Here is a 12,627-nt window from a genome sequence, read left to right on the forward strand (position 1 = left end):
AATAAATAGATAAATAAAAACAAATTCCAAATAACAAACAGAGATTTTGGCCCAGGAGACACGCTCAGATGCAGAGGGGAAGTCAAGTTTTTTCATCAGGCTGTCACCTGCAGTTGCAACACTTCCGCCTTTCTTTTGGGAACCCTATGCGACGCTTACCCCTTGTGGCCGCCATGGCCTCTTTGCTGATCCTCACGACACACACTACGCGAGCGGCCGACCAGGCCACCCATACCCCCGCACGCCAGGCGCTGGAAGCCAAGCTGGCTGCTGCCGATCCCCAGGGCCAGGTCTACGTCGAGCATGTCTTCAACGACACGGCTGCGACCACCCTGCCTGCGGGCTGGCGCACCGCTGCATGGAACAAGGGCACGGCCTCCATCGAGGCCAGCACCGGCAATCTGCTGATCAATGGCAAGGCGGACAGCACTGCGATGACTGCCGTGCTTCTGCCTGCGGAGTTCGAGAACCTCTCCAACTACCGTGTGGACATGGCGTTCAGCTTCGAGCAGCCGAACAACTCGGCCCGTTGGGGCAGCGTGATGTACCGCACGTCGCCGTCCAGTGCCACGCCGGCACATGAGCCCTACTACCAGTTCGCGATCCGCCAGACCGCCACTGCCAACAACGGCACGGAGTTTGCGTACCGCAGTGGCGGTGGTTGGTCGGTGCAAGGCACCAAGCCCTATACCGAGGCCATCAGTGCCACCAAGACCTACGTCGCCAGCGTGGTGGTGCATGGCAAGCGTGTGCGCCAATACCTCGATGGCGTCTTGTTGCACGATGCCCTGCTGAGCGCAGACCTGGCCAAGGGCGGAATCGGCATGCAGACCGCAGGCCTGATCATGCGCGTCAAGAGCATCAAGGTGACCGAGCAGATCACGCCGCTGCCCGAGTTGGACATGCCCGTGGTGGTGCAGGACGCTGGCAGCCCTGCTGCAATGGCACCTACCCTCGTGCAGGCCGCAGAAGGCCTGCAATCGCTGGACGGCAGCGGCGCCAGCAATGCACTGTGGACGCTGGACAGCAGCCTCCATCTGCGCGATGCCAGCGGGGCCGACGTGGGCACGCTCGCCGCCTATTTTGCCCAGCCCAAGCGCAATACCATCCCGCTGCTGCGCATCCAGGACGAGGCCACCTTGAACGCGTTGGTGACCTTCTCCGACCAGGTGCATAATCTGGCCGACCTGACCTTGTTGTCCAGCGATGTGGCGCTGCTCAAGCAAGCCCGTGCCGCGTTGCCCAAGCTGCGCACTGCGGTGGATTTCAGCGAGCGCAACCTGACCACGTCCAAGGCCGATCTGCTGACCATTGTGGGCGATACCAACCGGGCAGGCGCCAAGATCGCCATCCTGCCCGAGCGCCTGACCGACCGCGCGTTTGTGGCCCATCTGCAGCGCCTGCTGATCACGGTGTGGACCAATGCCGAGGCTGCAACCCCTGAGCAAGCGGCGAAGGTGCTGGTCAGCGGTGTCAACGGTGTCGTCTCTGCCAACAGCGCGGCCTATGCCGAGGTGCTGCGCAAGCTGCCTGCCAACACCTTGCTGCGCAAGCCGCTGGTGATCGGCCACCGGGGCATGCCCAGCCGCGAGGACGAGAACACGCTGGAGAGCGCCAAGGCGGCGGTGGCGGTGGGAGCCGATGCCGTGGAGAACGACATCTACATCACCACCGACGACCACCTGGTCATCATGCACGACGACACCGTGGACCGCACCACCAATGGCACGGGCACCATCGAGAGCATGACCCTGGCACAGGTCAAGGCCCTTGCCAGCAAGACCAAGGGCTACCAGGTGCCCACGATGCGTGAGTACTTCCAGGCGTTCAAGAACGATCCCATCACCCATGTGATCGAGCTCAAGAGCAGCAACCCGCGCATCATTGCCCAGCTCAAGAAGGAAATGGCCGAAGAGGGCGTGGCGGACCAGTCGGTGGCCATCTCTTTCATTGCCGACCAGCTCAAGCGCAGCGGCGAGCAGATGCCCGAGCTGACGGGGGGCTTCCTCAACAGCATCGCCGACAGCGCCGATGTGCCCGCCAGCGTGCGCAATGTGCTGGAGGCCACACAGGCCAACTCCTCCACCTTCAATCCCAGCTACGGCGCCATTCGCCAAAGCACGATGGAAGCGGCCAAGCACCGTGGCGTGACCTTCTGGCCCTGGACGGTGAACGACCCGGCCACCTTCTACAAGTACTACAGCTGGGGAACCCATGGCATCACCACTAACGATGCCTACCTGGCCAGCAACTTCCCGGTCGAGATCGCAGCCAAGCCGCAAACTGCTGCGCTGGCTTTGAATGTGCCACTGAGCCTGGGTGTGACCCTGACCACCCAACTGCGCGCACAGCGCGATGCCGTTGCCACGGAGCTGGTCTACCTGGGCGGCACTGCGACCGCGGTACCCGGTAGCAATGGGGCGCTCAGCTTCAGCAGTGCCGGCACCGCCATCGTCATGCCCGGCTACCGCCACCAGATGGATGCCACCTACAGCTACGTGATCATTGGCCAACCGGTGACCCTGGTGGTGGGCGACGGCAGCGACGGCGTGGTAGGCACCCCCAATGCACCGGCAGCCGGCCAGGTGAGCTGCAGCAGCGCGGTGCCCGGCCAGACCAGCACCTGCGCGGTCGTGCCCCAACCCGGCTACCAGCTGGTGGGCCTGGCTGCAGACAGCAGCTGCCCGGCAGGCCAGTGGAATGCCGATCAAACGGCCTACACCACCGGCACGATCTCCGCGCAATGCCAGCTACGCTTTGACTTTGAAGCCAAGCCCGCCAGCGCATCCTTGGCGCCTGTCGGCAAGCAAGGCGAGATGCAAGCCACCGTGCGCGGCGGCGGCACCGGTCTCTGGGCCTTCGATGCCGCGCAAGCGGTGGCCGTGAGCCCTGCAGCAGCGGCGCCCAGCGGCGTGAGCTTTCCGTTTGGCGTCGTCAGCCTGCAGCTGACCGGCGGCCAGGCAGGGCAGAGCGCCACGGTGGAGATGACCTACCCGCAAGCCTTGCCCGCCAACGCCAAGTACTACAAGTACGGCAAGACCGTCGACAACAACCAGCCCCACTGGTATGTCTACCCGAATGCCAGCATCAGCGGCAACAAGGTGGTCCTGACCCTGACCGACGGCCAGACCGGCGATGACGATCTGCAGGCCAACGGCGTCATCCGCGATCCGGGCGGTGTGGCCGTGCTGGCCGATGACCCCGGCACACCTGGCTCCCCTGGCGCTACCGCCACCCCCGTGCCTACCTTGGGCCATGCAGCACTCGCGCTGCTGTCGGGCGGCCTGGGGCTGCTGGCCTGGCGCCGCAAGCGCGAGGGGCAGGTTTGATCTAGTGCTGTAGTCTTGGATAGGTAGTTGACCGCCAGTGGTGCCTTAGGGTGCCCTGGCGGTTTTTTGTCTTTGTCCGTGTACGCAACTTATCTGCCTCAACACTAGGCGCGAAGTATCTGGGCAAAGGCATAGCTGCAAGTAGCCTGGATTTGCTCGGGTGACAGCTTTCTGTCTACCGGAATCTGGGCAGCGTTGCGGACCATGTCGTTGACTTGGGCAAACGATTGCAGGCTGAGCGTCTGCACTTCCTCCGCCTGGTTGCCCAGGGCTGGCGCAATGCGAGATGTCCAGTGCGCATTGAACTCTTCCAGCAGAGCGGCGAAGAGCTCGATGGTGTCGTAGATATACAGAACGTCCTGGGCGCGTTTGCCCGCGCTGCGATTTTTTTGGATCAGGAGCTTTTGCACCATGAAGCACAACGGATGGGCCACCAGTACATCCATTCGCCGAGGCAGCGGAAATCCGTTTCCCTGATGGAGACTGATACTCCATGGATCGATCAGCAGAATGTCCAGGTGGCGGATCTTCTGCGCGGAGATGCCGGCTTTCTCCATCGTCGCATCGGTTTCCCCGTTTCGTTTTCTACCGCTGCCCTGCAGAGGCGTTAGAAACTCTGCATAAAAGCCGTTGGACTCATCTCCGAGTGTGTAATGTGCCGCTGGTGGTCGATGGTCGCCGCTCAAATTTTCTTTGAACCCCTGCTGCGCAAGCGCTTGCTTGATGTCGCCCTCGATAGGCGCCTTGTTGGCAAAGGCCAGGTCGGTGTCTCTTGTCGAAACCGGCTGATAGTCAGGCAAATTCGCCCGGGAGTCCCATCTGTGCAGGCGGTGGCCCCAGCCGCCAATGATGACCAGTTGCTGCCGCCATGGCTCCAGTGCCTGGACCAACTTTGCGAACGCTTCAAGGTCATTCATTCAATCAGCTCCCAGTGAGTGGCCGTAAGTACTTGTCGTAGATCAGCTGGGCCTGTTCAGCACCCCTTGTGGGATGGTTTTTAACATCCAACCAAACCTGGAATATATCTGCGACCAAGACTCCATCCTGGTTCACCGCAGCTCTGAAGGTGGATTGCGGAAAAGCGGTTTGTCGGAGTATCACATCTGGCCGCTCCGAGGGGAAAGCCATCAGCCCAGCCCATGCCGGAGCTTCCAGGTCTGGAGCCTTGTTGACGTAGATGTAGGGCGGGACGCCACTGACATGCCCAATGTCTAGTGCATCCGCTGCAGCAAACAACCCCAGACAAGCGTAGTCTGTATGTTTGCTGAGCAGACTTCGAATTTGCTGATCGGCCGGCAGTCGCAGAAGAAAGCGGCAAGGAATCTCTGAACTGGGCCGCATGGCAGCAGCGCTCCAGCGGCTGAAAAGCTCCTCACAGCGAACCAGCTTCAGGTGCACCGAGGAGTCGCTCAGGTAGCCCTCGTTACGCAGCTGTTGCAGGAACCGGGATGCGCTCATGGCAGACACCTGGGCGCATTCTGCAAGCTCGGAGCCGCTTTTGAACCTTCTTCTGGGGGCATTGAGAAGGCCGTCAGGCAGCTCCCATGCCAGCAGCAGCTTTAGCATCCACTGGTTCAGATCGGAGAACAGATTGATAGTCGGTGCAGGACGGGGTAAGCGTCCTTTGCGGGGCTCTTCGGGCAGATGATTCAGTGGCTGTAATGCCTCCGCACTGAAATAGCGCTCACCCCTTGCAGAGACAATGCCTACCGGCGTATCGTTGGCAAAACGCTGCGCAAACGCCTGCACATGGTTGATCAGCGATAGGGGTGCCTCGGGCACCCATATGACCGCCAGGGGGCTAGCGCCGCTGGAGCGCTCAGCCGCCTCTCTGGCCTGCAAAATGGCCATCGACAGCAGGGGCAACACGCGGTCTGGGCGGCTTTCGGACAGCGCCTTGACTTCTATGATGAAGCGCGCAGTGCCGTGTCGAACCACCAAATGCGCGTATGGTGACTCTGCAGGTGGCATTTCCACCGCCCAACCCTGAGACTGGAAGATCTCAGCCACATGCTGCTCAGCACGCGATCCGGTGGGGGCAACGGAAGAGTTTTTTGGCATGATGGCTGCTCCTAACATGGCCATTTTATTTAACATGGCCATGTTGTCAATCAAGGCCATGTTATTAAATGGCCATTTTGGGTACCCGACCATCTATAGTTGCAGCCTGGACAGATGTCGCTGCGGCGCCATCCTTGGGTTTCGAACCCTCAAGCCACCTGTCCCACCCCCCGCGCATCCGGCATGCGCGATGCCCAGGCAAACACCGCCATCCCCAGCAGCACCGTCACCGCCAGGCCCAGCGCCAGCAGCAGGCCGCTGTGGAAGAGCTGGGGCGCCACGAGGCCGGAGATGATGGTGAAGACCATCATCTGGCTAAAGCCCTGCAACGAAGAAGCCAGGCCGCGCATCTGGGGGAACTGGCCCATGGCTTCCAGCGTCAGGATGGGCATCAGCTGCGAGATGCCAAAGGTGTAGAGCGTGATGGGCAGGACGGCCCAGGGGACGGTGGGCTGCTGGGTCAGGCTGTTGTAGAGCAGGTTGCAGGCGCAGGCGACCAGCAGGCAGGCGTAGCCGATGCGCTTTTGCACGGCGGGCGGAATGCGGCGGGCAAACACGCTGGAGATGGCCGAGCCCAGCATGGTGCCGGCGATCAATGGGATGAACAGCCAGCCCAGCGCGGTTTCGTCCATGCCGAGGATGGTCATCACAAACTCGGCGGCTGAGCTGATGTAGATCGAGTTGGCACCGGCCATCAGCGCCAGGCCGATCAGCATGGTGCGGAACTTGCGGTTGCGCAGTGCCTGCAGGTAGTTGCCGGCAATGATGCGCAGCTTCAGCGGCGTGCGGCGCTCGGGCGGCAGGGTTTCGGGCAACTGGCGCCAGATCAGCAGCGCCAGCAAGACGCCAAAGCCCGACAGGAAATAGAAGCTGTAGCGCCAGCCGCCATGGCTTTGCAGCCAGCCGCCCAGCACGGGCGCCAGCGCAGGGGCCAGGCCAAACACCATCATCACCAGCGCCATCATGCGCTGCGCCTCGGCACCCTGGTGCTGGTCTTGCACCATCGCGCGCACGATGACCATGCCCGAGCCGGCGCACAGGCCCTGCACCAGGCGCATCAGCACCAGCGATTCAATCGAGCCGGCAAAGGCCGCTGCCAGCGAGGTGATGCCGTAGCCGATGGCCGAGACCATCAACACGCGGCGGCGGCCGAAGGTATCGCTGAGTGTGCCGTAGAACAGCATGGTGCTGGCCATCGCAAACACGTAGACGCTCAGGGTTTGCTGAACTGCAATGGGTGAGGCGCCAAACTCCTGCCCGATGGCATGGAAGGAAGGCAGGTAGGTATCGATGCCCAGCGGACCAATCATGGTGCACAGGGCAAACAGCAGGGTGAGCGTAACGGGTGACTTTTGCATGGGACGCTGGGCGCGCTGCCCGGGCCGCGACACCAAGCGCTGCTTGGCCCTGCGGGCCTATGGCTTGGATGGAGGAAGAAGCGGGTGGGGCGAGGGCGCCGAAATGAAGAACCACCGCCCCTCTGAAGATGGCTGAGGCTAGGCGGCAAGCAGGCATTTAACCAAAAATTGCCGCTGCCTGTGCCAACCGCGGGCGCCGCCAAAACGCGCTGGGACATTGGCTGCCCGCAATGCAAAGAGCGCGAAACTGTGTACACATTTCACGCTCTGGGCGGTTATCAGCGGTGTCGAACGCCTAGCTCGTGCTGGGCCGCTCGGCGCCCTTGGGGCGAAATGCCTTGCAAACGGCTTCGTCGGTCTGCAGATAGGGGCCGCCGATCAGATCCACGCAGTAGGGTACCGCGGCAAAGATGCCCGGCACCTGCTGCTGGCCTTCGGCGTCCTTCAGGCCTTCCAGGGTCTGGGCAATCGCCTTGGGCTGGCCGGGCAGGTTGATGACCAGGCTGCTGCCCCGGATGACGGCCACCTGGCGCGACAGAATCGCGGTCGGTACAAACTGCAGGCTGATCTGGCGCATCTGTTCGCCAAAGCCGGGCATCACCTTGTCTGCGATGGCCAGAGTTGCTTCGGGCGTCACATCGCGCGGTGCAGGGCCGGTGCCGCCAGTGGTCAGCACCAGCGCGCAGCCAAGGTCCACCAGCTCGATGAGGGTCTGGCTGATCAGCGCCTGATCGTCGGCGATCAAGCGCGTCTCGTACTGCAACGGGTTGCGCAGCGCGCGGCCCAGCCAGTCCTGCAAGGCAGGCAGGCCCTTGTCTTCGTAAACGCCGGTGCTGGCGCGGTCGCTGATGGACACGAGGCCAATCTTGACGGTGTCGTAGGTGCTGCTCATCGCTTGCCCTGTTGCGCTGCCATCAGGCCTGGTCATCGTCGTCGTCGCCGTCTTCGGCGGCGCTCGTGCTGCTGCGGCTGGCGCTGTGGGCGGCCATCACATGGTCACGCACCAGCTGGAACAGCTCGCGGTAGGCACGGCCCTTGCGGGGTGCCTGGCCGGTGGATTCCTGCACATGGGCCTCGTGGGCGCCTGGCATGTCCTTGCGGGCCTGGCGCACCAGGGAGCGCAGTTGCTGGATGTCGGTATCGGGGGCTTCGTTGATCCACTGGGCCACCGCATCGTCGCTGACGATCATGCGGTCGCGCCACTGCTCGGCGGCATGCAGCAGGGCCTTTTCCAGGCTGGAGCCTTCCTTTTGCTCGGACAGGGCCGCCTTGATCGCGGCGATTTCGCTGTCTTCGAGCTTGCGCATCAGCTTGCCGATGTACTGCATCTGGCGGCGCTTGCCTTCGAAATTGGTGATGCGCTTGGCCTCGGCCAGCGCGTTGGCCAGGATTTCAGGCAATTCCAGGCGCTTGAAGAGGTCGCTGCGCAAGGTCAGCAGCTCTTTGCCCAGGTCTTGCAGGTCATCCATTTCCTTTTTCAGGTCGGACTTGCTCGACTCGGTGGTGCCTTTGAGCTCGGCCTTGAGTTCGATATCGAGCTCGCTGCCTTCGGCCACGAACTTGCCGCGAACGAAATAGCCTTTTTTGGGTTTGCGTGACATGGTTAAATGCTTTTGTTCAAAAGGCCATCGCCCGGCGCAGTGCCTGGGCGATGGCGGTTATCAGTATCATAGCGGGCAGTATGAATAAATCCGTATCCAGCTCCAACAGCCAAGGCGATGCCAAGGCTGAGTCCGGCTTCAGCTACAGCCGCGCATTTTTCAAAGATCTCGTCGAGCAGGCGCTCTCGCATGCCAAAAAACTCGGTGCGACCGATGCCGGGGCCGATGCCTCCGAAGGCTCAGGTCTGTCGGTGAGTGTGCGCAAGGGCGAGCTGGAGACGGTGGAGCGCAACCGGGACAAATCACTGGGAGTGACGGTGTATCTGGGCAAGCGCCGTGGCAATGCCAGCACGTCCGACTTCTCTGCCGAAGCAGTGCAGCGCACCGTGCAGGCGGCCTATGACATTGCACGCTTCACCGCCGAGGACCCTATCGCAGGTCTGCCCGACGCAGCCGATATTGTGCCAGCAGCCGAGCACCGCGAACTGGAGCTATTCCATCCTTGGGCCATTGACAGCGAAGCGGCGGCCCAATTGGCCCTGCAGTGCGAGGCGGCGGCCTTTGCCACCGACAAGCGCATCACCAACAGCGAAGGCGCCGGTGTGTCGGCCCAGCAAAGCCATTTCTACAGCGCCCACACCAACGGTTTTGCCGGCGGTTATGCCAGCTCGCGCCACAGCCTGTCGGTGGCACCGATTGCCGGCAAGGGCGCCGACATGCAGCGCGATGCCTGGTACAGCAGCATGCGCCGCGCCAGCGACCTGGCCGATCCTGCCGTGGTAGGCCGGTATGCTGCCGAGCGCGCACTCTCGCGCCTGGGCGCCCGCAAGATTGCCACGACCGAATGCCCGGTGCTGTTCGATGCCCCGCTGGCCGCCGGCCTGATGGGCTCGCTGGTGCAGGCCATCAGCGGCGGCGCGCTCTACCGCCGCAGCTCCTTTTTGCTGCATTCGCTGGGCAAGAAGGTGTTCCCCAAGCACATCCAGCTGGTCGAAGACCCCTTCATCATCGGCGGCAAGGGCAGTGCGCCTTATGACGACGAAGGCGTGCGCGTGTCCAAGCGTTCGGTGATCGAAGACGGCAAGGTGGCCGGCTATTTCCTGTCCACCTATTCGGCCCGCAAGCTGAGCATGCGCACCACCGGCAATGCCGGCGGCGCCCACAACCTGCATTTCTACTCGACCAAGACCCGCCCATCGGACGACCTCAACGCCATGCTGCAAAAGCTGGGCACGGGTCTGTTCGTCATCGAGCTGATGGGCCAGGGCGTGAACCCGGTCACCGGCGATTATTCGCGTGGCGCCAGTGGTTTCTGGGTGGAAAACGGCCAGATCGCCTTTCCGGTCGAAGAGATCACGATCGCCGGCAACCTCAAGGACATGTTCAAGGGAATCGAGGCCGTGGGCGCCGATGCCTACAACGCCGGCTCCAAGACCTTGGGCAGTATCCTGATCAACCGCATGAAGGTGGCAGGGTCCTGATCCCTCGCCGCTCAATAGCATCCAGCCCGCTCAGAGCCATCCAATCCAGGGGCGGCGGGCGGGTTTTATTTTTTGACTGAGCAGCTGGCCAAAGCGGGCCGGCACTGTAAGGAGTGGGCTGTGTTTACCGGCATTATTCAGGCAGTGGCGCGCATCAGCGCGATTGACGACCAACCGGGGCTGCGGAGCTTTACCGTGGCCTTTCCCGATGGCTTTTGCGATGCCCTGGCGATAGGGGCCAGTGTGTCGCACGACGGCGTATGCCTGACGGTGACCGAGCTGCTGGACCCCACGCACGCGCGCTTTGATGTGATGCAGCAGAGCCTGAACATCACCACCCTGGGCGGGCTGGAACTCGGCTCGCCAGTGAATGTGGAGCGCGCGGCCAAGGATGGCGCCGAGATTGGCGGCCACCCGCTGTCGGGCCATGTGGACTTTACCGGCACCTTGGTGCAGGTGCGCCAGTTCGACAACAACCATGTGATGCGGGTCGCAGTGCCCCAGGCCTTTCGCCGCTATGTATTCGCCAAGGGCTATATCGCCATCAATGGCGCCAGCCTGACTGTTGCCGAGGTCAACCGCCAGGAAGGCTGGTTCGAGGTCTGGCTCATCCCCGAGACGCTGCGCATGACCGTGTTTGGCGACAAGCGCGCCGGTGACCGCCTGAACATCGAGATCGAGCGCAGCACCCAGGTGGTGGTGGACACCGTGCGCGAGGCAGTGGACGAGAGCCTGGGCAAGCTTAAGCCCCTGCTCGAAGCGCTGCTGCGCGAAAAGGGCCTGAGCCTGGAAGACCTGGTCACACCGCCGCAACTGCCCAAGGCTTGATGGCCAAGGCGTGGACAGGGGTCCTCTGCATGACCCTCGCCCAATCGGATGGACGCGGATCGGGAGGAGACGCAAGGCGTCTTTTGCAGTGAATAGCCGTAGCTATTGACAAGGAAGACAACGCAGCGGATCGCCCGAGACCGCGTTCAGACCACGGCAGGGAGTTGTGCAGAGGATCCCTAGCGGGTGGCGACGATAAAGATCCGGGGGAAGGGCAGCAGCACCGTGCCGCTGGGCAACGCCGGGTAGGCCTGGCGGATGGCGGCCAGGTAGTCGGCCAGGTACTGCGTCTTCTCCTGTGCATCGAGCTGCGCCAGGAACGGCCGCAGCGCCGAGCCCTTGAACCATTCGACCACCGCCTCGTGGTTGGCCAGTGGGTGCATATAGGTGGTGCGCCAGGCATCGACCCGGCTGCACAGCGGCTGCAGCAGCGCGTAGTACCAGTCAAGGTTATGCCGATCAGGGTGACGCACCGCGCCGATGCGCGAAGCCCAGGGGCCTTGCGCGGCTACCTCCCGCGCCAGCACATGGGCGGGCTCTTGCAGATTGTCGGGTGTCTGCACCGCCAGGCTGCCGCCAGCGCGCAGTTGCTGCAGCAATTGCGGGTAGAGGCGGGCATGGTCGGGCAGCCACTGCAGGCTGGCATTGGCCAGAATCACATCCACGGCCGGTGCGGCCTGCCAGTTACCAATATCGGCCAGCGCAAACGGCGTCTGCGGCAGGCGCTCGCGTGCAGCGCGCAGCATGTCTTCGTCATTGTCCAGCCCCGTCACTGCCGCATCGGGGTAGCGCGCCTGCAGCACTTCGGTGGAGTTGCCAGGGCCGCAGCCCAGGTCGATGGCAGTCTGCACCTCGGTGTTCGGAATGGCGGCTACCAGATCACGCACGGGGCGGGTGCGTTCGGCTTCAAACTGGCTGTACTGCTGGGCGGACCAGGTCATGGGGTTCTCCTTCTGTCTTGCCAGGCACTGTAGTGCGCTTTACCCATGCTGACAAATACGCTATAAAAACCACAACCATACTTTTGAGGTATTGCTTGATGGAGTTGAGACAGCTGCGGGCCCTGGTCTGCATTGCCGAGTGTGGCAACCTGACCCGCGCTGCCCAGCAACTGGGTATGCAGCAGCCACCGCTGACGCGCCTGTTGCAGCAGTTGGAGGCCGAGATGGGTACACCCTTGATGGAGCGGCTGCCCAGAGGCATGCGGCCCACCGCCGCCGGTCTGGCGCTGGTGCAGGAGGCGCGCATGGTGCTGGCCCGGGTGGAGGCCATGGCCGGCCTGGTGCAGGATGCCGCCCAGGGCGGGCGCGGCCATGTGGCCATTGGCTTTACCAGCTCGGCAGCGCTGCACCCCTTGGTGGCACAGGTGCTGCGGGCCTTTAGGGCACAGTGGCCGCGCGTGAAGGTCACGTTGGAGGAGGCGGGATCGGGCGAGCTGCTGGACGGCCTGCTGGCGCAGCGCCTGCATGCGGCGCTGGTGCGCTCGGCTTGGGAGGCGCAGCCCAGCCTCAGCAGCCGGCATGTGCTGAGCGAGCCGATGGTCGTGGCCGGGCCGCTGGGCCATGCACTGATGCAGTCGCGCCGCCCCTTGCCACTGGTGCAATTGCGGGGCCAACCGCTGGTGCTGTACCGGCGGCCAGCGGGCCCGGGCCTGCACGATGGCATCGTCGCTGCCTGCGTGGGCGCGGGCTTTCATCCGCAGGTGGTGCAAGAGGCCCCGCGCCTGACTGCCACGCTGAGCCTGGTAGCCGCCGGCCTGGGCCTGAGCGTCGTGCCGGCCTCCCTGCAGCACCTGCGCAGCGATGGGCTGGCCTACCGGCGGCTGAGCGGTGCGCCCGGCCTGGTGGCGCCGCTGATCCTGGTCAGCCAGCGCCGCCCCGAGGCGCAGGCCCGCGTGCTGCTCCAGCACCTGGGCGGCATTCTGGACCAGCAGCTGGCGCTGCAGCGGCCGCGCAAGGGGGGCGCCTGA

General features: G+C 63.4%; 10 protein-coding genes. 4 read left to right on the plus strand and 6 right to left on the minus strand.

The window, feature by feature from the left end:
* Nucleotides 1-173: 173 nt before the first annotated feature.
* On the plus strand, nucleotides 174-3,329 hold the full coding sequence (locus MJ205_RS04125; RefSeq protein ID WP_239811307.1) for an IPTL-CTERM sorting domain-containing protein: 3,156 nt from the start codon (nucleotides 174-176) through the stop codon (nucleotides 3,327-3,329).
* A 104-nt stretch (nucleotides 3,330-3,433) separates the two neighbouring features.
* Here MJ205_RS04125 and MJ205_RS04130 read toward each other — a convergent pair whose 3' ends face one another.
* From MJ205_RS04130 to yjgA, 5 genes are all read right to left on the minus strand, one after another.
* Entirely contained in the window at nucleotides 3,434-4,246 is an 813-nt protein-coding gene (locus MJ205_RS04130) for a GSU2403 family nucleotidyltransferase fold protein (RefSeq protein WP_239811308.1), read from the minus strand.
* A 4-nt stretch (nucleotides 4,247-4,250) separates the two neighbouring features.
* Nucleotides 4,251-5,450: an RpiR family transcriptional regulator gene (locus MJ205_RS04135; RefSeq protein WP_239811309.1), complete on the minus strand. Its 1,200-nt coding sequence runs from the start codon at nucleotides 5,448-5,450 to the stop codon at nucleotides 4,251-4,253.
* A gap of 89 nt (nucleotides 5,451-5,539) precedes the next feature.
* The gene (locus tag MJ205_RS04140; protein WP_239811310.1) at nucleotides 5,540-6,748 is read right to left on the minus strand and encodes a multidrug effflux MFS transporter; all 1,209 of its coding nucleotides are present in this window, start codon (nucleotides 6,746-6,748) and stop codon (nucleotides 5,540-5,542) included.
* Nucleotides 6,749-7,043: 295 nt separating this feature from the next.
* The gene (mog, locus tag MJ205_RS04145) at nucleotides 7,044-7,640 is read right to left on the minus strand and encodes a molybdopterin adenylyltransferase (protein ID WP_239811311.1); all 597 of its coding nucleotides are present in this window, start codon (nucleotides 7,638-7,640) and stop codon (nucleotides 7,044-7,046) included.
* Between the two features lie 22 nt (nucleotides 7,641-7,662).
* Nucleotides 7,663-8,349 carry a ribosome biogenesis factor YjgA gene (yjgA, locus tag MJ205_RS04150; RefSeq protein WP_239811312.1) on the minus strand — a complete coding sequence of 229 codons (687 nt, stop codon included), beginning with the start codon at nucleotides 8,347-8,349 and terminating at the stop codon, nucleotides 7,663-7,665.
* Between the two features lie 80 nt (nucleotides 8,350-8,429).
* Here yjgA and pmbA point away from each other — a divergent pair, with 80 nt between their 5' ends.
* Both pmbA and MJ205_RS04160 read left to right on the plus strand, forming a co-directional pair.
* Nucleotides 8,430-9,830: a metalloprotease PmbA gene (pmbA, locus tag MJ205_RS04155; protein ID WP_239811313.1), complete on the plus strand. Its 1,401-nt coding sequence runs from the start codon at nucleotides 8,430-8,432 to the stop codon at nucleotides 9,828-9,830.
* Nucleotides 9,831-9,950: 120 nt separating this feature from the next.
* Nucleotides 9,951-10,658 (plus strand): riboflavin synthase subunit alpha, encoded by a 708-nt coding sequence (locus MJ205_RS04160; protein WP_239811314.1) that lies wholly within the window; start codon nucleotides 9,951-9,953, stop codon nucleotides 10,656-10,658.
* Nucleotides 10,659-10,837: 179 nt separating this feature from the next.
* On the opposite strand, the gene tam is transcribed toward MJ205_RS04160, so the two are convergent.
* Complete coding sequence (tam, locus tag MJ205_RS04165; protein ID WP_239811315.1) at nucleotides 10,838-11,599, minus strand: trans-aconitate 2-methyltransferase; 762 nt, start codon at nucleotides 11,597-11,599, stop codon at nucleotides 10,838-10,840.
* Between the two features lie 98 nt (nucleotides 11,600-11,697).
* On the opposite strand from tam, the gene MJ205_RS04170 reads away from it, so the two are divergent.
* On the plus strand, nucleotides 11,698-12,627 hold the full coding sequence (locus tag MJ205_RS04170) for a LysR family transcriptional regulator (protein ID WP_239811316.1): 930 nt from the start codon (nucleotides 11,698-11,700) through the stop codon (nucleotides 12,625-12,627).

Source organism: Comamonas sp. B21-038, assembly GCF_022387135.1.
Taxonomy (GTDB): Bacteria; Pseudomonadota; Gammaproteobacteria; order Burkholderiales; family Burkholderiaceae_C; genus Comamonas; species Comamonas sediminis.